The 21,739-nt window shown below is 62.2% G+C and carries 19 protein-coding genes; 6 read left to right on the top strand and 13 right to left on the bottom strand.

The window, feature by feature from the left end; all coding sequences use genetic code 11:
* Positions 1–341: 341 nt before the first annotated feature.
* A complete protein-coding gene (locus tag AC6CH8_RS15135) occupies positions 342–1,478 on the top strand; it encodes an AI-2E family transporter (RefSeq protein ID WP_498191361.1) in 1,137 nt (378 codons plus the stop codon).
* 10 nt (positions 1,479–1,488) lie between these two features.
* Here the strand turns inward: AC6CH8_RS15135 and AC6CH8_RS15130 are convergent, their stop codons facing one another.
* Positions 1,489–1,944: an iron chaperone gene (locus AC6CH8_RS15130; protein ID WP_498191360.1), complete on the bottom strand. Its 456-nt coding sequence runs from the start codon at positions 1,942–1,944 to the stop codon at positions 1,489–1,491.
* Between the two features lie 326 nt (positions 1,945–2,270).
* Here AC6CH8_RS15130 and AC6CH8_RS15125 point away from each other — a divergent pair, with 326 nt between their 5' ends.
* Positions 2,271–3,914 carry a chitobiase/beta-hexosaminidase C-terminal domain-containing protein gene (locus AC6CH8_RS15125; protein WP_498191359.1) on the top strand — a complete coding sequence of 548 codons (1,644 nt, stop codon included), beginning with the start codon at positions 2,271–2,273 and terminating at the stop codon, positions 3,912–3,914.
* Positions 3,915–3,991: 77 nt separating this feature from the next.
* Here AC6CH8_RS15125 and AC6CH8_RS15120 read toward each other — a convergent pair whose 3' ends face one another.
* The 7 genes from AC6CH8_RS15120 to AC6CH8_RS15090 all read right to left on the bottom strand — a co-directional run bounded on the left by AC6CH8_RS15120 (position 3,992) and on the right by AC6CH8_RS15090 (position 12,279).
* The gene (locus tag AC6CH8_RS15120; protein WP_498191358.1) at positions 3,992–5,122 is read right to left on the bottom strand and encodes an alcohol dehydrogenase catalytic domain-containing protein; all 1,131 of its coding nucleotides are present in this window, start codon (positions 5,120–5,122) and stop codon (positions 3,992–3,994) included.
* Positions 5,100–5,405 (bottom strand): putative quinol monooxygenase, encoded by a 306-nt coding sequence (locus AC6CH8_RS15115; RefSeq protein WP_091465124.1) that lies wholly within the window; start codon positions 5,403–5,405, stop codon positions 5,100–5,102. The genes AC6CH8_RS15120 and AC6CH8_RS15115 overlap by 23 nt, the downstream gene beginning before the upstream one ends.
* A 33-nt stretch (positions 5,406–5,438) precedes the next feature.
* The gene (locus tag AC6CH8_RS15110) at positions 5,439–6,020 is read right to left on the bottom strand and encodes a glycerol-3-phosphate responsive antiterminator (RefSeq protein WP_091465122.1); all 582 of its coding nucleotides are present in this window, start codon (positions 6,018–6,020) and stop codon (positions 5,439–5,441) included.
* Positions 6,021–6,023: 3 nt separating this feature from the next.
* Positions 6,024–7,586, bottom strand: coding sequence for an FAD-binding oxidoreductase (locus AC6CH8_RS15105; protein WP_498191357.1), 1,563 nt, complete (start codon positions 7,584–7,586; stop codon positions 6,024–6,026).
* Entirely contained in the window at positions 7,583–9,259 is a 1,677-nt protein-coding gene (locus AC6CH8_RS15100; protein WP_498191356.1) for a glycerol-3-phosphate dehydrogenase/oxidase, read from the bottom strand. The genes AC6CH8_RS15105 and AC6CH8_RS15100 overlap by 4 nt, the downstream gene beginning before the upstream one ends.
* Positions 9,260–9,327: 68 nt before the next feature.
* Complete coding sequence (locus AC6CH8_RS15095) at positions 9,328–10,833, bottom strand: FGGY family carbohydrate kinase (protein ID WP_498191355.1); 1,506 nt, start codon at positions 10,831–10,833, stop codon at positions 9,328–9,330.
* 12 nt (positions 10,834–10,845) lie between these two features.
* Positions 10,846–12,279 (bottom strand): MFS transporter, encoded by a 1,434-nt coding sequence (locus tag AC6CH8_RS15090; protein WP_498191354.1) that lies wholly within the window; start codon positions 12,277–12,279, stop codon positions 10,846–10,848.
* 322 nt (positions 12,280–12,601) lie between these two features.
* On the opposite strand from AC6CH8_RS15090, the gene AC6CH8_RS15085 reads away from it, so the two are divergent.
* Both AC6CH8_RS15085 and AC6CH8_RS15080 read left to right on the top strand, forming a co-directional pair.
* Positions 12,602–13,210 (top strand): TasA family protein, encoded by a 609-nt coding sequence (locus AC6CH8_RS15085; protein ID WP_364307671.1) that lies wholly within the window; start codon positions 12,602–12,604, stop codon positions 13,208–13,210.
* 111 nt (positions 13,211–13,321) lie between these two features.
* On the top strand, positions 13,322–13,756 hold the full coding sequence (locus AC6CH8_RS15080; protein WP_498191353.1) for a SipW-dependent-type signal peptide-containing protein: 435 nt from the start codon (positions 13,322–13,324) through the stop codon (positions 13,754–13,756).
* A gap of 96 nt (positions 13,757–13,852) precedes the next feature.
* Here AC6CH8_RS15080 and AC6CH8_RS15075 read toward each other — a convergent pair whose 3' ends face one another.
* Genes AC6CH8_RS15075 through AC6CH8_RS15055 form a run of 5 tightly spaced genes read right to left on the bottom strand, consistent with a single transcriptional unit; the run spans position 13,853 to position 18,538 of the window.
* Positions 13,853–14,965: an NAD(P)/FAD-dependent oxidoreductase gene (locus AC6CH8_RS15075; RefSeq protein ID WP_498191352.1), complete on the bottom strand. Its 1,113-nt coding sequence runs from the start codon at positions 14,963–14,965 to the stop codon at positions 13,853–13,855.
* A 39-nt stretch (positions 14,966–15,004) separates the two neighbouring features.
* Positions 15,005–16,051: a Gfo/Idh/MocA family protein gene (locus AC6CH8_RS15070; protein WP_498191351.1), complete on the bottom strand. Its 1,047-nt coding sequence runs from the start codon at positions 16,049–16,051 to the stop codon at positions 15,005–15,007.
* 14 nt (positions 16,052–16,065) lie between these two features.
* Positions 16,066–16,854, bottom strand: a complete 789-nt coding sequence (locus tag AC6CH8_RS15065) for an amino acid ABC transporter ATP-binding protein (RefSeq protein ID WP_364307663.1) — start codon at positions 16,852–16,854, stop codon at positions 16,066–16,068.
* A complete protein-coding gene (locus AC6CH8_RS15060; RefSeq protein ID WP_498191350.1) occupies positions 16,851–17,639 on the bottom strand; it encodes an amino acid ABC transporter permease in 789 nt (262 codons plus the stop codon). The genes AC6CH8_RS15065 and AC6CH8_RS15060 overlap by 4 nt, the downstream gene beginning before the upstream one ends.
* 32 nt (positions 17,640–17,671) lie before the next feature.
* Positions 17,672–18,538, bottom strand: a complete 867-nt coding sequence (locus AC6CH8_RS15055; RefSeq protein WP_091465104.1) for an ABC transporter substrate-binding protein — start codon at positions 18,536–18,538, stop codon at positions 17,672–17,674.
* Between the two features lie 179 nt (positions 18,539–18,717).
* Here AC6CH8_RS15055 and AC6CH8_RS15050 point away from each other — a divergent pair, with 179 nt between their 5' ends.
* Both AC6CH8_RS15050 and AC6CH8_RS15045 read left to right on the top strand, forming a co-directional pair.
* Positions 18,718–19,812 carry a LacI family DNA-binding transcriptional regulator gene (locus AC6CH8_RS15050; RefSeq protein ID WP_498191349.1) on the top strand — a complete coding sequence of 365 codons (1,095 nt, stop codon included), beginning with the start codon at positions 18,718–18,720 and terminating at the stop codon, positions 19,810–19,812.
* 206 nt (positions 19,813–20,018) lie between these two features.
* Positions 20,019–21,737 (top strand): PHP domain-containing protein, encoded by a 1,719-nt coding sequence (locus AC6CH8_RS15045; RefSeq protein ID WP_498191348.1) that lies wholly within the window; start codon positions 20,019–20,021, stop codon positions 21,735–21,737.
* The last annotated feature ends 2 nt before the right edge of the window (positions 21,738–21,739 follow it).

Here is a 21,739-nt window from a genome sequence, read left to right as displayed (position 1 = left end):
GGGAGTAGGCTGCTGGTACCTGCCGGAGCTATACCCTGAATACGCAAAGGAGAGATCGTGACACTGCCTCCAACTCACGAGCCCGAGCCATTTCCCCCGGATCCCGGACCCGTCCCGCCACCGCCGGATCCCACTACGCCGTTCCCGCCGAGCCCTATTCCGGACCCGAATCCCACACCGGGCCCGTCTCCGGTTCCTGATCCCGGCCCCGTTCCGCCGCATCCGGATCCAACTCAGTAGCCGGGCCGTTTCAACGCGGCGCGTTCCCACGCCAAGGAAATACTCAGTAGGCTTATGTTTGATCTCGTCGGTTTGACCGATGCGAACGAACAGGAGCCATCATGACGTCGTCCAAACAAACAGCGCCCGTATCCGTCCGCAGGCAATACAAACCCGATCTCTGGAAAGACTCATTGGGCCGGACGGCCATCCGGGCAAGCCAGATACTGCTCGTTCTTACCCTGACAGTGGTGGCAATCTTCGGGCTGTTGCAAATTCGACTGCTCGTCATCCCGGTACTCATCGCGTTGATCCTGGCCGCCGCCATCGGCCCCTTCGTGAACATGCTGCGACGTCGGGGCTGGCGCGGCGGCTTGGCCACCGGCGTCGCATTCCTGGGCCTGTTGATAGTGCTCGGCGGAGTTATCACTGTCATCGTGCTGTCAGTGCGCAGTCAATGGGACGAGCTGATCAGTCAGGCAGCGCGAGGGCTGGACGAACTCGAGAACTTCCTGCTGACCGGCCCCTTTCCCATTGACCGGGAGCAGATGAACCAGGCCCGCGAAGCGGTGGTGGAGTTTGCCCAGAGCAGCCAGGTGCGGTCCGGCGCAGTGACAGGGCTGTCGGTGGTCACCGAATTCCTGGCTGGTGCCAGCCTTGTGGTTGTCATTTTGTTCTTCTTCCTCAAGGACGGCGCCAAAATCTGGGAATTCTTCCTGCGCCCCTTCAAAGGAACGCGCGAAGCCAAGCTTCGCCGCGTCGGCAAGCGGACCATGGAGGTCCTGGGTGGCTACGTCCGGGGTACGGCGATCGTGGCGTTGGTGGACACGGTGGCCATCGGCGCTGCACTGCTCATCCTGCAGGTTCCGCTTGCCATCCCTCTGGCCATCATCGTGTTCATCGGCGCGTTCATCCCCTTGGTCGGGGCCACAGTGGCCGGAATTTTGGCGGCCTTGGTGGCACTCGTGGCCAACGGCCCCATAGTGGCACTGATCGTGATCATCGTAGTGATCGCCGTCAACCAGCTCGAAGGCGACCTCCTTCAACCGGTCGTCATGGGCAAGTCCCTGGAACTGCACGCACTGGTCATCCTGATGGCCTTGACGGCCGGCACCATCCTCGCCGGAATCATCGGTGCCGTTCTGGCGGTACCCATTGCGGCCGTCACGTGGGCCATCATTCAAGTCTGGACGGCGGAAGACCCGGACTTGGAAACCATGAATCCGGATCTCCCGCCCGCCAACAGCCAGCCGACGTAAGAGCGCTGCCCTAACCCAGCGCCCTCTTGATGAGTTCCACAATCCTGGCCTCAACCTCAGGCGTGATTTCCGTTAGGGCGAAGGACGTGGGCCACATGGCTCCGTCGTCCAGCTTCGCATTCTCTTCAAAGCCCAGCGTGGCGTACCTTGCCTTGAACTTATGTGAGCTCTGGAAGAAGACAATGTTCTTCCCCTCCCTGGCATAGGCCGGCATGCCGTACCAGGTCTTGGGCGTGAGCTCCGGGGCATGCTCCTTGACGATTGCGTGGAGGCGCTCGGCCATGAGCTTGTCCGACTCGGGCATCTCAGCGATCTTGGCCATAACGTCAGCCTCGCCGTCGGCTTTGGATGCTTTCTTGCGTGGTGCCTTCTTGAGTTCCTGTGCGCGCTCCTTCATCGCGGCGCGCTCTTCTTCCGTGAAGCCGTCGTAGGACTTGGTCTTGTCACTGGTTCCGGTCTCAGCCATGGCAGGCCCCTCTTCTCTGCTGGATTTCTTGCGGATAACCCAACGATAGGTCTCGGCGGCCAGGGCAGCTTCTCCGAAACTGCTCGATCTGACTGACGAGCATGGGGACTAGTATCGACAACCCCGCAGCGGAGGGGGTCGATCCCACAGAGAAGTAGCCCCAAGTCGCGCTTCACAGGCACAAAACCTGTACATACAACTTTCCCCATACGCATGATTGCTGTTCATGACCGGTTGGGCCTGCATATACCCATCCACTAAATCCTTGAGGGGACCACAACCACCAATAGCCGCGCACCCGCACGGCACCGGATTACGGAGCATCAATGCCTGATGTAGACACCGCCAAACCTAAAAACCCCTCTACCGTGACTCGCTTCGCAGCAATGTCTGCCCTCATGGCCGTTGCTTTGCTGCCAATGGCCCAGCCTGCAGTGGCATCGCCGCACGAACCGCCTGAGGCCCCGACATTCAGCGTCGACGGTGGACGTTACGAAGAATCGGTCTCGGTCCGATTGAACGCAGCCCCCGGAGAGACTATCCGTTACACGACGGACGGAACCATCCCTACGAAGGCCAGCCCCACTTTTGCCGGCAAGCCGATCCAGATCACAGAAGACATGAATCTCACGGCCCGAGCCTTCAAGGGCAGCCAGCTCGGATCTGTCTCCAGCGAGGGCTACCTCATCAGGAACGGCGAACAACCCATAGCCCGATTCATGATCATGTCCGATGTACACGTTGGCGACTACGAAGGCGACCGAAAGCGTTGGGCATCCTATTTCGACACCATCAAGAATGTGCTTGGCACCCCCGACGCCATCCTTTCGAACGGCGACATGATCAACGACAATTGGAACGGCCGCGGCCAGGACCACAAAATTGTGCAGAGGATCTTCGCCGAGAATCTCGAGCGGAAGGGCATGGGCGACACCCAGGTCTTTATGTCGTACGGAAACCATGACGCAACGCTGGCCGAACTCCGCGCCGGGTACCCGAAGGAGTGGTTCCCGGACTCCGGTGGCGGTTACTACCGCACCGAAGTCAACGGAGTTCCCATGATCACCGTCAACACGGAGAACTATTCCACCCAACAGGGCGCATGGCTGCGGGAGCAACTGACTGGCATCACTGCCGACCCGGGATACCGGGACCTGCCGGTCATCATCCAAGGTCACCGGCCCACCCCGGGAACCGTTATGGATGGTCAGCAGACCAGCAATCCACGACTGACCCAGGACCTTTCAGCTTTCCCTCAAGCGATCTACTTCTCCGGCCACTCGCACCTCAACTTGAACGACCCTCGATCCATTCACCAAAAGTCATTCACTGCAGTGAATGACTCCAGCTCGTCCTACATTGAGATCGACCACGGCTATCAAATGCTCACGGCTGAGGGTCAACTGGCCAACCGCTTTGAAACCCCCACAGCCCAGGCCGTTGCCGTCGAGGTCTACCCCGGCCGCACAGTCATCAACCGCATCAATTTTAACGCCGATCTCCATGACATTTACACCGACGGCAAATGGTCTGCCAACTGGCAGCCGCCGTACTTGTCCGATGGCACGCTCGCTGGTGAGGCGTGGGAAGTAAGCACCCGCGGGGACAGCAAGAAGATCGTTGAGACGTTCACCTACACGGACGCGAACCGCAACACATCCGGCCCAACGTGGCCCCAGGGTCAACCCCTGGAGGCCGTGGCCGGAGAGGATGGGAATCTAACGTTGCGCATCCACCAGGCGGCTGACGACGAGATGGTGCACCACTACAGGATCCGTGTGACACGCGACGGAAGCAACGACCCGGTCCTTGACACCAAGCTCGCTAATCGCTTTGATGTGGTCCCGGCACCATCCGTCCTGGACGTACCGCTGCCCGTGAAGCGGGATGGTTCGAGTTTCCGAGCGGAAGTCATCGCGGTCGACGCCCAGGGCAATACTTCCCCGGCGACCGTCAGGGCCATCGCGTAGACCAGCCTGGCCACATAGGATCCTCAGCCGAGAGGGCCTGAACACGACATTGCACCGGGCTCAGGCCCTCAAGGTCGTCACGCTACGAAAAGCCTTCGCACCACACGCCCGTCGGCAAGCGCATCGAGGCCTTCGTTGATCTCCGCCAGCGGCTTGGTGTCGGTGTGCAGTAGTTCCAGCGGTAGCTTTCCGTCCCTCCAGAGTTGCAGGTAGGCGGGAATGTCCCGGGCAGGCACGGAGTCCCCCATGTAGGAGCCCAAAAGCCGGATACCCCTGCCGGCAAACTGCAGCGCTTGGACGTTTAGTTGCTGGTCCGGGTGTGGCAGCCCCACGGATACAAGGGCGCCACCACGGTCCAGGAGGCCAAGGCAGGACTCCATAACCTTTGCGCTGCCGACGGCCTCGACGGCCATATCAATGCCCTGCCCGGCATGCTCCGCGACAAGCGCTGCAGCTGATTCCGGCGGACCGGCAAACCCCGCACCGCATTGCAATGCCAGCTGCTGCTTTTCCTCAAGTGGGTCGATGGCGATAACAGTGGTACCGGGCACCTGAGCGGCTGCCATGACTGCCATCAGGCCCACGGCCCCCAAACCGAACACGATTATCGACTGCCCCGGGTGGAGGTCCCCGGTGTTCAGCACCGCACCGATCCCCGTCAGCGCTGCGCAGCCAAACATCGCGGCAACATCCCACGGAACATCATTGTCTATGGCTACCAAGGATTCACGGGCAACGACGGCGTACTCGGAAAAGGCAGAAACCCCCAGATGATGGTTGATCCGCCTGCCGTCAACGGTTTTCAGCGCGGCCTCACCGTGCAGCAAGTCCCCGAGCCCGTTGGCTTCTGCGGCCCGGTGGCATAACGCCGGACGGCCGGCCGCGCAGGAACGGCACCTTCCGCAGCTTGGCACGAACACCACAACCACACGGTCACCCGGCACGAGGTCATCCACGCCGGCGCCAGTATCAACCACGATGCCCGCGGCCTCGTGCCCGAGCGCCATGGGCAGCGGCCTTTCCCGGGATCCGTCAACCACCGACAGGTCAGAGTGGCACAAGCTGGCGCGCTCGATCTTGATCAGAACTTCGCCGGGACGAGGATCCGGCACCGGCAAGTCCTCAAGATCCAAGGGGTGGCTGTTGGCGTAAGGGCGGGTGGCCCCAGCACGATGAAGGACCGCGCTAAGCAACGTCCGCCCCTTCATAGCTTTCCACGCGCCGGCGTTCCAACCTCGGGATGATCTGCTGGAAGCCAATGTCCTGGAAATGGACTGACTCCCGGTGCGCGGCAAACCCTGCCTCGTCTTTATAACGCTCAAGGATCACGAAGTGACCCGGGTTCTCGACACCTTGGAAATAGTCGTAGGACAGGTTGGCTGGCTCAGTTCTGCTGGCCAAGGCAAGCTCACTGAGGAAGCCAGCCACGGCACCCTCTTCACCGTCCCTGACGTGGTAATGCGCGATCACCTGAAAATAGGTTCCGGACATGCTCACATTCCTCTTTTTCTTAGTAGATTCCGCTTATCGGACGGCGAGGTCCCACAACTCAGCGGCACTCGTGGATATGCCCTTGGCACCTTCCTTGAGCGCCTGGGCAACATCGGCCGCCGTCGCCACAAAACCGGCGGCAACAAACGGAGATAAGCCCTTCAACTCACCTGCGGACAGATGGGACACAACCGGCCATGGCATGAGCTGCACCAGATGCGGTTTGCTCTGTTCTATGGCCACCGTGCTCCGGGGCAGGTTGGATCGGTCCGTCACGAATACCTTCTGCATGGTCACCATGCCCATGGAGTTCGCCCGCTGGATCATTGCAGTCCGGGTGCTCACCACGCCGCGGGTACCGATCTTCCTCAGGTATTCAAGAGCACCCTTGTCCTGCCCGAGGCCCGCGCAGGCATCCATGTTGACGAAAGTGAATTTGCCCGCCCGATCCAACACCTTGAGGGCACCATCAAGCTCGTGCAGTTCCAAGTGCGCCAGAATGCAGATTCTGCAGTCGGACGTGACAAACCCCGGTATCGAGTTCGCCCCGAACACCGAAGCAATCACAGGGTTCCTTGTGAGCTGCACTTCCAGCTCCGGCGGGAAATCAATCATCAGCTAATTCTGCTCCATGGACGCCTGCCCGGGCCTGACTCCCAGACCCAGCTTGCCCGGGTTGAGCAGGTTTCCCGGATCCAAAGCCGCCTTGACGGTGCGCAGGACACCGAAACCGCTACCGAGCGAAGACTCCATGTAGGGAGCACGAAGCAAACCGACTCCGTGATGGTGGCTGAGTGTTGCCCGGTGTCGAATGATCACCTCATTGGCGGCGTCCCAGGCTGCCCGATACCAGTCAGCCCGGTCCTGAACATCGACGTCGCCCCGCAAGGAGAAATACAGGCAGGCGCCGTCAACATAGGCATGGGATTGGTGTGCCGACCCGGCAAGGGTGCCAGGGACGTTGTTGATGGCCTCAACAACCTCCGCGTAGATCGCCGGAAGGGCACTCCACGGGCCAATCATCTCCAAGGTGTCGGCCACGAATCCGGGGCTCCGTTTGAAGCCCTCGGCGCTCTTTCCCGTCAAGTACCGGGTGTCCAGCCAGCGCTCAAAAATGGCATCGCCGTCCAAGCGGGTGCCTGTGGAAGCACAGATCCGCTCGGCAACGGCCAGCCCGGCGTCAACCAGTTCGCCCGTCCCTTCGTCCGCCACCAGCAGCACATTGGTGTCGGGCAGGCCAAACTGCACGCCGCTCTCCAAAGCGTCGTACAGCCGGAGCGCAGCAGGCGTTCCGCCTTGCTGCATGATCTGCCTGCAGGCTTCCAGTCCGCCCGCGAAAGTGTCGAAACCGTAGGCGATTGCTTTGCCGTAACTCGGCAGACGGTGCAATTTGAAACGTACGCGGGTGATAATTCCCAGGGTGCCTTCGGAGCCGATGAACAGTTGTAGGAGGTCCGGGCCGACGGCGGAGCGGGCGCTGTCGCCCAGGGTCACAAGATCACCATTGGCCAGGACAACGTCCATGCCATAGACCATGTCCTCAACTTTGCCGTACCTGGTGGAGAGTTGTCCGGCCCCGCGGCAGGCAACCCAACCGCCCACGGTGCTGATGGCATATGACGAGGGCCAGTGCCCCATTGTCATGCCGTAGCGGGCCTGGATGGTCTCTTCGAAAACGTCGCCGAAGACACCCGCTTCCACCTCGACGATCTGGCTGGTCTCATCGAAGGAGACGAATTTATCCAAGCCACAGACGTCCAGGACAATTCCTCCGGAGACAGGCAACGCCGCCCCCGTGACGTTGCTCCGGCCTGCCGATACCGTCACGGGAACGTTCTTCGCGTGGGCTATGCGCATGACGGCCTGCACCTGCTCAGTGCTGGAGACGTGCACGATTACGGCGTCGGGGGTTGCCGGGTGTCCACTCGTTTCGGCGATCATGGTTCCGGCCCACCAGTCCCGGGTACCGTCCCGGACCAGCCCGACGTCGGTCACCACCTTCTCTGCTGCGGCAGCAAGCAGTTCCAACGTCGCTCCGTCAACCACGCAGGGGCTTGCCGAGGTGTAGTACGGCTCGCCCGGAAGTGCACCGAGGCTGGCGGCATAGTGCGGCTGGGTGGGTGCCCCTACGGTGTAATTACCCCTGTTGTAGCCCCTCTTGACGGCTTCCTTGCTGATCATTTCCGGTTGTCTCCCATCAGGATTGCGCGTTCATACGATGTCTGGTTCTTGTAGTCATTCACTTGGGCTTCCACGATGCTGGCCGGTAAGTCCAGTTCCTTCATGAGTAGCTCGCCCACCCTCGCTGCCGCCGCCGCGGAGGCGTCCCGGGCCATCATCCGCGCCCGGGTTCGGCGGGAGAGGATGTCATCCACGCTCCGAGCCATCTCGTGGCGCGCCGCGTAGATAACTTCCCCCTCCACATAGGGCAGGCCTTCAACGATGGGGGTGTTCAACGACGGATCCTCCGCAAGGATGTCCGTCACGAACCTGGCCTCCGTGCCGTATCTCTCACCAAGGTGGGAGGCGAGGCCCCCAGATGCCACGACGGCTTCGGTGTCGTAGCCTGCAGCGCCCAGGAGGTAGGCGTTGGAGGTCCGGCAGCGACGGTTCTGGCCCAACACCTTCTGCGCTGCGTCCACGGTTTGCTGCGCCATGTGCCGGGAGGTCGTCAGCTTCCCTCCAACTACTGTCACCAATCCGTCGTGGTCCGTGCGGATTTCATGGTTGCGCTTGACCTCAATGGTCTTGCCGCCGGGCGGTGCCACCAATGGACGACAACCACCTATGCTGCCGAGTACGTCGCTTGCCTCGATGTCCATGTTCAGCGCGGTTCGGGCACCGTCCAACAGAAAGTCCATCTCGTCCCGGGTGCAATTCACGTCATCCAGATCGCCGGTGTAGTCCTCATCGGTAGTCCCGAGGTACGAGGTGTCTCCCCAACGGGTAATGGTGGCTCGGCGGTTCCTGCCGGGGACAGGGATGGTCACAGTACAGTCATTGCGGATTTTGCTCCAGGGCACTGCGATGTGAACACCTTTGGCCGGGCGAATGCTTGGAGCATCGGCGTCCTTGGCGGCGCCGGTCCAGTCCCGGAGCCAGACTCCAGTGGCGATGACGACTGCTTTGGCGCGTGCGGCAAGTTCCCGGCCGTCTGCTTCGATGACCACACCGTCCACCTTGCCGCTGCGCCTTGTCACTTCGCTGACTTTGGCACCGTTCAAGACCGTGGCACCGTGGAAGGCCGCCGTTCTGGCCAGCGCAAGTGTCAGCCGGGCGTCGTCTGCGCGCGCGTCGTAGTACATGAAGCCACTTTCAAGGTTTTCGGCCTTGAAGGTAGGACAGTGGGCCAGCACCTCGTTTTTACTGAGCTTCTGGTGCAGGACGCCTTCCCGCCAGCCACCGGCGAGGTCGTAGGTCCACAGCAGGCTCTCGAAACCCGCCGCCAGCCGGCGGTCGAAGACGCCGTCCTGCGAGAGAACGGGGAACAGGAAGGGCAACCGTTGCACCAAGTGGGCGGCGTTCTTGCGCAGCCGCTGGCGTTCCAGGAGTGAGTGCCGGACAAGGGGCAGATTTCCTTGTTCGATATAGCGAAGGCCGCCATGAATCATCTTGGAGGATTTTGACGAAGTGCCCGACGCAAAGTCGTCCTTCTCCAGCAACGCAACCCGGTAGCCGCGAAGGACGGCGTCCATCGCAGTGTAGGCTCCCGTGACGCCGCCGCCGACGACGATGATGTCGAACTCGCCGCCGTCAAGGGCGTCCAGCTGCTCCTTTCGGTCCAGTTTCAGTGGCGTGTCCGAGACCATCCTGGCTCGATCCAGCTTGGGCTTGCGTGCGGGCATGGAGATCATGTGATTGTCTTTCTGGTGCAAAGTTTCTTGGTGATGGATGCCTGGGGGATGCCAGCAGGCCCCCACTGTCAGTACGCAACAAGGTCAAGTTCCCTGGCTATTCGCCTGTTCCAGGTGTTCCTGCGATCCAAGCGATGGTCCGGTGACAGCCGGGGTTCAAAGATTTCGCCGCCGCCGAGAGTCGCGGCAGCTGCATCGAGCGTTTCCCAAAGAAGCCCGTCCGAGCCGGCCATGAATGCTGCACCGCGAAGGCTGGCGGTCTCTGAACGGGGCAGCCGCTGCATGGGCAGGCCTGTCAGATCAGCCTGCATTTGGATCAAGGAGTCGCTGGCTGACATGCCTCCGCCGACGGCTATCTCCGTCACGGCCAATCCGGCTACTTCCTGATTGGCTTCAACGCTGCTTGCCACCGAGTGCGCGATGCCCTCCAGGACAGCGTAGGCAAGCTCCGCGCGGGTGCTGGCCATGGACAGGCCGGTAAGTGAAGCACGGGCTGTGGGTTCCACTACCGGAATCCTGATGCCCGTCAAAGCGGGCACGAACATGACGCCGTTTGCACTGGAGGCTTGCGATGCGAGTTCGCTGATCTGACGTGATGAGTCGAACCAGCCAAGGGTGTTGCAGATCCAGTCCAGGGCCGAACCTGTGGTGGCCGTGAATGTTTCCACGGCGTAGACGGTTTGGAAGTGCCGTCTCCAGCCCGTCAGCGTCAACGTCCCCTCGTAGAGCCCGGATTTTACCGGCGGGCTGGAGCCGGTAACGAGGTCAACGAAACTTCCGGTGCCATGGACGCACATTGCCTGACCGGCGCGGAGGCAGCCCAAGCCCACCGTACCCGCGTGCTGATCGCCCATGGCTGCCAGGATCGGCAGCTCGATACCCAGCGTTTCGGGGTCCGTGTGCCCAAGCCGGTCGGCATCCTGGCGCAGCTCGGGCAAGAGCTCCCGCGGGAATCCGAGGGCATCGATCCACGCCGTTTCATAGCTGTGCCCTGCCAGCACGTATGCGCCGGCCGACGTTGCGTTCGTAGAGGTGGCCACGTAGCTCTTTTCCCGTGTGAGGCTCCACAGCAGCCACGTCTCCACCGTGCCGAAGCCCAGCCTGTTGGCTGCCTGGGCTTCGCGGACGGCGGGAGTTTCACGCAAATGATGGGCCGCCCACAGGTAGGGCGATCGGACGCCGGCGGGGCGTCCAACGGAAGGCACCAGACGGTTGTCCCATTCCTTGCCCAGTTCCGCGAGTTCGGCAGCGTGGCGACTGTCCTGCCAGACCATTGCCGGCACCAAAGCCGTGCCCGTGGCAGTGTCCCAGAGCACCGCCGTCGACCTCTGCGTTGCCAGCGCAACCGCAACGAGTTCGACGCCGGCTTCAGCCGCCCGGCGCACAACTATCCGGCAAGCATCAATGGTCTTCGCCAATATTTCTCCGGCGTCCTGCTCAACGACGCCCGGCCGGGGACTGGCCACGGCGAGGTGCCGGTATTCCAGTCCATGAACCACTCCGTCACCGGTGACCCAGGCTGCGCGGGTCCCCGTGGTTCCTTCATCGATCGAGAGTATTGCTTGTTGCTTCATGGGTGTCACCTTCTAGACGCGGTCCAACTCTGCCTGCTGTATGTCGCTCTTGAACTGCGGGGCATTCAACTCTTCATCCGGACTGACCGGTGCCCGCGTTGGGTCCCATTTGATGACGCTGCAGACCACGCAGGCGGCCAGCGGAACGGTGGCCAGAATGAGGAACGTAGGTCCGAGGCCCAAATTCTGTTTGAGAAGCGGGAACACCAGCAGCCCAAGCGCGGCGCCTGTGCTGCCAAGAGCCCCAATCACCCCGTTGGCGCCAGCCCTGAGCTCGCTCCTGAAGGAAAGCGTGGAAATGCTCTTGCCGTTGGCCCCCGGACCGCCCGAATGGAACAGAATGAAGAGCGACGGGATGAGGAACGCGAGGACGATCGGAAGGCTCTGGTAAAAGAGTCCCAGGAGCAGCAGCATGACGAAGACGGCTCCGAACCCAATGGCGGATGCCTTTCGCAAGCCGAACTTCTTGCCGATTGCCGGTGACAGGAATCCGCCGAGTATGCCGAACAAGTTGAACACCAAGGCCCCAAGCGTGGCGACCACAAAGTCCTGTCCGAAGAGAGTCAGGCTAATGATGGGCAAGTACCAGCCCACTGCGAAGTACTGGATGGACTGACCTATTTGAATGGTCGCTGCCAGAATTGTGCGGGGAAGATAAATGCCACGGAAAATCAAGGCAATGTTGGCAAATCCTTTGGTTGCCTGGTTCACGATCGGGGAGCGGTCTTCAACCGGGGCCGCCGAGAATTTCTCTCCGTAGATCTTGCTCATGGAGGCTGCGGCCCGGTCCACGAGGCCCTTTCGGGCAGCCCATGTGGGACTCTCAACCATGTAAAGCAGTTGCGCAATAAACAGCGTTAGCGCCACCACACCGGCAGAACCAACGGCGTAACGCCAGATCGACTCCCCCACGCCCATGTTGTAGAACATGATCGCCAACAAAAGGTTGGCGCTGACCGCGCAGTACCAAATTCCCTGCCAAGTGTTCAGCCTGCTCTTGAACCGCGCGGGAGTGAACTCGGCGAGCAGCGCCATGGCGATGGCGAAATCGATGCCGTACGCGGCCCCTACAAAGAAGCGACCCACAAGTACGAGCTCGAAGGAGGGTGCAAATGCGGCAAAAGCGGCACCAGCGAGGGCCAGGAACTTGGCAAAGACCAGCGGAGGAATGCGGCCCCACTTGTCGGCCATCCACCCGCCGATGGGGTTGAAAACGATGGCGACCCAGGACGCTAGGGAGGTGAGGACAGCCACCTGAGTGGCGCTCAATTGAAGATCCCTGGTCATGGGGCCAAGGCCGGCGCTGAGCGCCGAGTTGGAGAAGGCATCGAGGAACAGGCCGCCCAAGGCAAGCCACCAAATGAGCCCTGCGCGCCCCGAAATCCCAGGGCGGGCGTCGATGTAGGACACAACATCGTGCACACCGCGGATAACAAAACTGGACATTTCGTCCGACCTCTCTGTCGGGAAACTGCCCCTGTCAGAGGTCACCTTTTTGGGTAGCAAAAAAGGGCAGAAAAAAACCTCCGACAGGAGGTCTCTTTTCTAACCCTGATGAATGAGATCTTAGTCATATTCCGTTCCGCATTGCAAGGGAACAGTCGTCCGGGGGCGCCGAAAAAGTCTTGAGGTTTTCTTGAGGAATTATTGACTGAACACAGGATTTGTTCTTGATCCGGGCCCTGCACAGTAGTTCTTGTCAGCCAGAGAGGCTGGAAAACGAACGGCCGGCCGGACCACGGTGGCCTCCCGAAAGGACCATACTCAGATGGCCATCAGCCTCAAGACCACCTCCGGCAAGATCCTCGCGTCCGTCGCACTGGTCGGCACCGCAGCCGCAGTGGCAGGCATGGGCACCTATGGCGCCTTCACCTCCTCCACCTCCGCCTCCCAGGCAGTCACCGCCGGCACCGTCACCATCGCCCTCGGAACACCCGGCCCGGCCAACACCCTCAACGTCCCCGTCGCAGGCCTGCTCCCCGGCGACAAGGTCGAAAAGCTCGTCACCCTGGCCAACACCGGCAACTCGGACCTGAACAACGTCACCCTCACCACCTCCGCCGGGACCACCGCGTCCCTGCTCACCACCGATGTCACCAACGGCCTGCAGCTGACCATCGAAAACTGCTCCGTAGCCTGGACCGGCGCCGCAGCCCCCTACAACTGCACCGGCACCAAAACCACCGTGGTGGCCCCTTCACCGGTGATCGCCGCGAACAAGGTCCTGAACAACCTCACCTCCCTGACCTCGGCCAAAACCGACAATCTCAAAGTCACCACCGCGTTCCCCACCACCGCGAACAACGACTTCCAAGGCGCCACCTCCACCATCGCCTTCGCCTTCACCGGCACCCAACGCACCGAAACCACCAAATAAACACAGCAACACAACAGCCCCGCCGGGTCTGATCGGTTTCCTTTCCCCCAGCCCGATCAGGCCCGGCGAGTATTCCGTTGAGCGCACCACAGTAGAAAGAGAACGATCACCATGACACCGCGGAACAGTTTCCTGCGCGCCTTGGTGATTGTCGCCGTCGTCGTTCTTGGCCTGGTAGCCGGACCAACGGCCGCGGTGGCCGCCTTCACGGACAGTGAACGCGCTACCCCACAGTTCTCGGCAGCAACCATCCTTGCCCCGGCCAGCGCCAGCGTGACGATGCGATGCACCTTGGGACTCCACACCACAGTCACCGTGAATTCGTACGGAACGGTGGCGAACGCCAACTACCACGAGGTGAGGGTCTACGACCGCTCCGGCAACCTCGAGTTCACCGGTGACCTCAGCCAAGCCGCGGGAAGATCGTACAGTTCCGGCATCGAGATCATCGGCACCTGGAGCTACGAAATCCGCGGCTACTACAAGGTTCCTGGCTCCAACAATTTTTGGACGGGTAAGCCCCTCAAAGGCGCCATGACCTGCTGAACGGGTCACCTTAAACTCCAATGGCCCCGACACGCTTGAGCAGATGGCGTATCGGGGCCATTGGCCTCCTAAAAGGCGGTTTAGGGCAACAGCGGTCTAGGAGAAACGCCCCGGACGGAACGTGGCCAGCATCGGGTGCTTTTCACCGCTCAGGATCTCGCCTGACAGCAGCTCACCCGCGATGAGGCCCAGCGTGGCACCGGAGTGCGTGAAGGCTACGAAGCAGCCAGGCACTTGGCCGAGTTCACCGAAGACCGGTTCGCCGTCGCCTGGGATGGGCTTGTAGCCGATCTTCCAGGATGCCGGTTTGAGTTCGGGATTGCCCTCGATGAGCTTGGAGGATTCGTCGGCCAGCTGCTGGACAACATCATCCGGGATGGTGAAGGAACCGTCGGCATGCTCGGTGATGTGCTCCTCGTACCAGTCGTGATCCAGGGCGAACGTCTTGCCGGGGTTGGGACGAACAGCAGCCCGGGGCGTATTCATCACTGCTGTGACCTGGTGCTCCACCGGCTTGGTGACCACCAGCATGGAAACCGGCGAACCGTTGGGAATTTCCACGCCCAAAGGCTTTACGACGGCGGGCGTCGCGGCACCGCAGGCAACCAGCACGGCGTCAGCGGGGTACGTTTCACCGCCGGTAGTTTCGACGCCGGTGGCGCGGCCGCCGTCGACCATTACCGAGGCCTTGCCGGCGTTGAGGATCAGCTGGCCGCCCAAAGCGTGGAATTCCTCCATGAGGAAGTTCACCAGGTCCGGCAGGCTCACCCAGCCTTCTCCGGGGTTGAAGATGGCATTCCCGGGGACGGCTGTGGCATCGATGCCGGGCGTCACCGAGGCGATCTCTTCAGGCGCCAACAGCTTGGAGTCGTAGCCAATGGACTTCTCGTAAGCGTGGCGGGCTTCGGTGACCTCGCCCTGCCCGGCCGCATTCCACATGAGGCCGCCCCCGAACTGCAGCCACTCACGGCTGGGGTCCGCGGCGAAGAGTGTGCGGTACCGGTCAACGCCGGCAACGCGCAGCAGGTGGTACGGCGTGGAGCGTTCGCCCGCCGAGTTGAGCCAGGACAACGAACGGCCGGTGGCTTCACTTGCCAGGCCCTGCTCGGTCAGCAGAGTGACGGAAGCGCCTTGGCGGAGCAGGTGGACGGCGGTGGAGACGCCCAGGATGCCGCCTCCGATGACGGCGACGTGCTTGGTGGAGGACATGCGTGATCTCTCTTTCGGGTTCTGAATGCTGAAACGCGCCTATGCGAACGCGTGGATGTTTTCGATGATCCTGAGGGTTTCCAACGCTTCCGCCGGCTGCACGGGAAGAGGCCCATGACCACGGAGAGAGGCTGCGAGTTCCCTGTAAAACTGTGGATAGTCGCCCTTTTCCGCCGGGACTGGCGTGGTTGCTCCGTCCACTCCCAGAAGCCCCCAAGACTCCTGGGGTTCTGTGCCGTACGTGGCGTCCGACGGCGTGAGGCCGGCTGCGAGGGCCGGTTCCTGGCTGTCGAGCCCCCACTTGGTGTAGCCGGCTTTGGAGCCGAGGACGTGGAAGCGCGGGCCCACTTGGGCGGCCATTCCGTTCATCCACAGCCGTGTCCGGACGCCCGATTCGTGGCGCAGCGACACGAAGGCCTCGGTGTCGGCGGCATCCGCGTGGGGGCCATGGTTGGCGGTCTCGCCGTAGCTCTCCTCCACAGGGCCGAACAGCTGGACGGCTTGGTCGATCAGGTGGGCGCCGAGGTCATGGAGGATCCCTCCGCCCTCGGCCAGCGTGGCCGAATCGCGCCAGTTCCCGAAGCCTTCCGGACGCCACCATTCAAAGCGCGACTCAAACGTTCGCACTTCGCCCAGGGCGCCGGCCCGGAGCAGCTTGCGCAGCGTCAGGAAGTCGGCGTCCCACCGGCGGTTCTGGAAGACCGTCAGCTGCACACCGGCGTCGGACGCCCGCCCAACCAGTTCCTCACCGTGGGCCACGGTGGTGACGAACGGCTTATCCACCACAACGTTCAGTCCATGGGCGATGGCTGTGGCACCGAGTTCAAGGTGCGTAAGCGGCGGCGTTCCAAGGACCACCAGATCCAGGTCCCCGGCGAGGGCGAACATGTCCTCGGGGGTGCTTACGATCCTTGCCTGCGGGTAGAGCCGCCGGGCTTCGGACTTGCGTTGCGGATCTGCTGTGACAATGACGTCAAGGGAGTAGTCCGCGTCCGCTTCGATCAGCGGCGCGTGGAACACCTTGCCCGAGACGCCAAATCCGACGACGGCGGTCCGGATGGGTGCCGCTGTTGGCTGGCGCGTCACGGGATTCCCGCCCATTACAGCACTTCCGAGAGGAAGCGCTGAAGGCGTTCGCTGCGCGGGTTGTCGAAGAGCTCGGTGGGGGTTCCGATTTCCACTACTTCGCCTTCATCCATGAACACCACTTGGTCGGCCACTTTGCGGGCGAAGCCCATCTCGTGGGTGACAACCAGCATGGTCATGCCGCGGCGGCCCAGACCTGCCATGAGGTTGAGGACGCCCTTGACCAGCTCGGGGTCCAAGGCGCTGGTGGCTTCGTCGAAGAGCATGACCTCGGGCTCCATGGCCAAAGCCCGGGCAATAGCGACGCGTTGCTGCTGTCCTCCGGAGAGGTCGCGTGGCCGGTGATCAGCGCGTTCTGCGAGGCCTACTTCGGCCAGGCGGCGCCGGGCGCGTTCCCGGGCCTCCGACTTGGACATTCCCTTGACGCTCCACAGGGCCAATGCCACATTTTCCAGTGCAGTGTGGTCCGGGAAGAGGTTGAAGTGCTGGAACACCATACCGATACGTGCCCGGAGGATGTCCGGCTTGACCTTGAGTGCGCTTTCGCCGGCCAGCAGCACATCGCCGCTCTTGGGTTCATGCAGGCGGTTTACACCGCGCAGGAGCGTGGACTTTCCTGAACCGGAGGGGCCAATGATGCAGGTGGTGGTTCCCGGCGCCACGTTGAGGCTGACATTGCGGAGAACCTCAACGTCCCCGTAGGCCATGGTCAGGTTTTGCAGTTCCAGGCTGGAGCCATGGAACTTTTCAATGTCGCTGGTCGGCTGGTTGGTGCTGGTGGCGCTGCTGCTTGTGAGGTTCACGTGTTGCTCCCGGTGATGAGCGGCGAGGCCGCATCGAGTTCCTTGACTTCCTTCAGCCCACTGGCGGGTGCCGTGGGACGACGCCGGCCGGTGCGGAACTTGTTGTCGAAGTAGTTGACCAGGTGGGTCAGGGGCACCGTGATGATCAGGTAGAAGATGCCTGCCATGACCAGCGGTGAAAGGTTGCCGGACAGTACTGCTGCGTCCTGGCCCACCCGGAAAAGTTCACGCTCACTGACCAGGAGTCCAAGGAAGTAGACCAGCGATGAGTCTTTGACGATTGCGATGAACTGGTTCACCAAGGCGGGCAGGACCCTGCGAATGCCTTGCGGCACCACCACGAGGGCCATGGACTTGGAGTAGCTCATTCCCAAAGCCCGGCAGGCCTCCCCCTGGCCCTTATCAACGCTCTGGATGCCGGCCCGGAAGATCTCACCTATATAGGCACTGGCGATGAGGCTCAGGGCGATAATTCCCAGCGGGTAAGGCGAGGGTCCGAAGACCGACTGGCTCAACCGCGCAAATCCCTGGCCGATCAGAAGGATGGTGAGGATAGCGGGCAGGCCCCGGAAAAGGTCTGTGTAGATCCTCGCCGGGATTCGCAGCCACTTGGAGCGCGAGATGCCCATGACCGCCACCACCATGCCCATCACTACGCCGAGGATGGTTGCTGCGATGGAGATGATCAGGGTGTTGAGAAGGCCAACTCCGAGGAGCTGGGGCAGTACTTCGACCATGGCATCAAGGTCGAAGAACGTGCGGCTGATGGTATTGAGCCAATCCATTGAGTGCTCTCAGACGTTAGGTGTTTTGGGGCTTACTTGCTGGCGGTCGGAGCCGGGCTGGAGGTCTGCTCGGCCTTCGGAAGGTACTGCTCCGGCATCGGCGAACCCGGGAACCACTTCTCGTAGAGTTTCTTCCAGGTGCCGTCTTCCATTGCTTCGGCGAGGCCCTTGTTCAAGGCTTCCTTGAAGGCGGGCTTGTCCTTGGCGATAGCGAAGCCCGCCGGTGCGTCGAAGGAGGGGATGTCCGCTGCACTCACCAGTCCGAACTGCTCCTGGTATTCCTTGGCCGCCTCGTAGTCCAGGAAGTGAGCGTCCACGGAACCGCTGTTGACTGCGGAGATGGCGGTGTTGTTGTCTGGGAAGCGGACCAGCTGCGCCGAGGTGAAGTTCTTGACTGCGTAGGCTTCCTGCAGGGTGCCTTGGACCACGCCCAGGCGCTTGCCGTTGAGGCCATCGGCGTCGTTGATGCCTGAGGTCTTGGTGGTGATGACCGTCAGGTATCCGGCTAGGTAGCCGTCGGAGAAGTCCACGGTTTCCTTGCGCTTGTCCGTGATGCCGATAGCTGCAACGCCGACGTCGAACTGGCCGTTGGCCACGGCTGCGAGGAGTCCGGAGAAGTCCTGTCCGGTGAAGACAACTTTGTCTACGCCGGCGCGGTGGGCCACGTCCTTGAACAGTTCCACGTCGAAGCCGGTGAAGTTACCGGAGCTGTCCGTGAAGGTGTAGGGCTTGGAGTCTCCGAGGCTGGCTACACGGATAGTGCCGGGCTCGATCAGCCCGTAGGGGTTGTCCGCGGAAGGTGAGGAGCTGGCGGTGGATCCGCCGCAACCCGAGAGGGCGAGGATGGCCGCCAAGGCTGCTGCTGCGAGCGCTGCCGGGCGGAAATTCAGTTTGATCACAGCGTTGTCCAATCGTGGGAGGGAAAGCGGTGCTGTCAGGAGCCGCTGAAGTTATTGCTCGATGCGGGGTCTTGTTGAGTCCGGTCTCAGCCCCTAGGATTGAGACCGGACTCACATCGATTGATAGAAATGTAGCGGAACTCACAAAGCCGCGTCAACACCCCTCCTGAAAGGTGAACATGAGCACTGACGGATCCCGACGGCGGGACGTGACGGTTGCCGACGTCGCCAAAGCCGCGAAAGTGTCCAAGGCACAAGCGGCCCGCGCGTTGGGCAATTACGGCGCCGTGAGCGATGAGGTTCGCGAGCGCGTCCTCGCCGCGGCCGAGGAGCTCGAGTACCGGCCCAACGAACTCGCGCGCAGCATGAACACCGGCAAGTCGAACACCATCGGCGTGGTGGTGGGCGACATCGAAAACCCCCACTTCGGACTCGCCATGAGGGGCATCACGGACACCGCCAAGAAGAGCGGCTACAACGTCATCCTCATCAACACGGACGAGGAACGGGCTGCCGAAGTGGACGCCGTTCGGGTGCTCCTGGACAAACGGGTGGACGGACTCATCGTTGCTCCGGCCTCCTCAGTGGAAACCTCCCACCTGCAGCAGGTCCGCGAGTCCGGGCGCCCCCTGGTCCTGCTGGACCGCGCCGCCGCAGGGGTTGACGTTGAGACCTTTGCCGTGGACATGGGAAGCATTTCCTACGAGTCCACCAAGCACTTGATCGAGGCCGGGCACCGGCGAATCGCCTTCGTCTCCACCGTCCGAACCGACGCCCCCTATGTTGCAGGGATGGAGTTGGACTCTTCGCAGATATCAGACCGCCTGGACGGAATCCACCGCGCGTTCGACGAAGCGGGCCTCCCCCATCCCACTGACCTCATCCGGCTTAATGCAGGGGACGCCGACTCCATCATGCGGATCACGCAGGACCTGCTGAGCGGACCGGACGCCGCCACGGCCATCATTGCCTCCGACGGCCTGATCGCCCTGAGCGTGGTGGAAGCCATCCAGCAATCAGGGCGTTCCGTCCCGCAAGACGTCTCGCTCCTCATGTACGACGATTTCGCTTGGACCCGCCTCACCACTCCCCCGCTCACCGTCATCTCACAGCCCGTCTACGACATGGGAATTGCCGCAGCCTCAGCGCTGATCAGGCAGATTGAGGGCAGGAAAGCTGCCGGGCCCGGCCCGGATCTGGTGGCAACTTTGATAAAGCGGGGATCCGTCGGGGCGCCCAAGGACGCTGACGTGCTCAGCCAGGCGAGCGGCTAAGGGGTACCGGCCCCGAGACCGCCGGAATGCTGCCGGATCGCTGGTAGCTTCCTGGTGGTTTCGACGTTCTCCCGCGAACTCGCTAGGGGGGGCACACCCTCTGGGCGCTCCCCCAAACCGTTCCCGCCGGGTTAACCTCCACGCCATCCCGCTTCCCTACTGTGATCCCGCTGGGGGGATCACAAAAAACTACAGAGGGAACCGCTATGTGCACCGCAGACGAAAACACGACTACCCACAGCCGAAGTGTGGAGCTTGCCGACGCTGAGCTGAGAACCATGGGACTGAGCCGCCGGCACATCCTGCAGTCGGCAGGCATCCTGGCCGCGGGCAGCGCAGCAACGGCCGCCATGGCACGGCCGGCGACGGCAAACCCGGGCGGCAACGACCCCCAACTGAAGTGGCTTGTCGGAGACCACCACGTCCACACCCAGTACAGCCACGACGCGAAGTACATGATCAAGCAGCAGCTCGATACCGCACAGTCCTACGGCGTGGACTGGCTGGCACTGACTGAGCACAGCAACTTTGGCCACGCCAACAACGGCGGGGCAGTCAACGCCAACAAGGAAATCCAGGCGCAGCGTGCAGCGAGGCCCGACCTACTGATCTTCCAGGGACTCGAATGGTACATCCCGGGAGCTGAGCACGCGTCAGTGCTCGTCGCGCCCGGTCCCAATGAAGTGAACCTCCTGCGGACCTTCGAACTGGTGTGGGACGGAAAGCTGAACCAATGGGAGAAGCCAACCCCTGGAACGGCCCAAGTGGAGACGTTCGAGCGAAAAGCAGTTGAAGCCATTGCTTGGTTGGCCAACCAACGGCGCTCCGGCTACATCGACGACGTCGTAGCGCTGGCCAACCATCCCATGCGGCTGGGCATCGATTCCCCGCACGAACTCCGGGCTTGGCGCGATGCAGCCCGCGAAGTGATGATCGGCATGGAAGGTGCCCCGGGTGCGCAAGGCTCCGGCGTCAGCCAGTTCTCCAGGGCCGGCGACCAGCGCGGCGAATACACCAACAACCCCACCCAGTACAGTTTTCCCGGCTACCCGGCCGACGCTTTCCGGCCCTACGGCGGCTTCGACTGGGCAACCGCAACGGTGGGGGGCGTCTGGGACTCTATGCTCGCTGAAGGCTTGCCCTTCTGGATCACGTCCAACTCCGACAACCACCTCACAGTGAAGGACACCTGGAAAACCGGACCGTACCCGGCAGAGGAGCCCTACCTCAGCCTGCCCAGCGAATTCGATCGCTGGTCCGTCACGGGCAAGCGTCCCGATCCCTTTGATACCGGCGAAAAGCAGGGTGGCAGCGACTACTGGCCGGGACAGTTCAGCCGCCTTCACACCGGTGTCACCAAACGCTCCTACACCGGCGTCCTGGAAGCAATGCGCAACGGCCGCATGTGGGTGGACCACGGACACCTCCTCCAGGGACTCGACGTGCGGGTCCGCGAGGTGCGCGGCGCAGGCAACAGTAACGGGCGCAACGGCGTCACCCTCGGTTCCCGCCTCCAGGTAAGGCGAGGTGCCGACGTCGAAATTTCTATCACCATGACGACGACGGACTACCGCAACTTTGCGGGGATCCTCCCGGAGCTCGCCCACGTTGACGTCATCGGTGGCGCTGTGACCGGTGCCGCGGCAGATCGCGACACTCTGAGGGCCCCTGGCACAGCGGTATGGAAGCAGATCGATGTTTCCGGGCGTACCGGAACGTTCACCGTCAAGCACGTCATCAAGGACGTACAGAAATCCTGCTACTTCCGCCTCCGCGGCAGCGACGGAAACCGCCACGGCGCCGGCTACTACGGCGCTGCCGTGGACCCCGCCGGACCCATCCGCCACGGAGACAACCTCGGGGACGCTGACCCGTGGGCGGATACCTGGTTCTACGCCAACCCGGTGTTCATCGACGTCGCTTAGTC

It is taken from the genome of Paenarthrobacter sp. GQ52, assembly GCF_059759005.1.
Note: the sequence above shows the minus strand (reverse complement) of the source record. Positions and strands in the feature narration are given on the sequence as shown.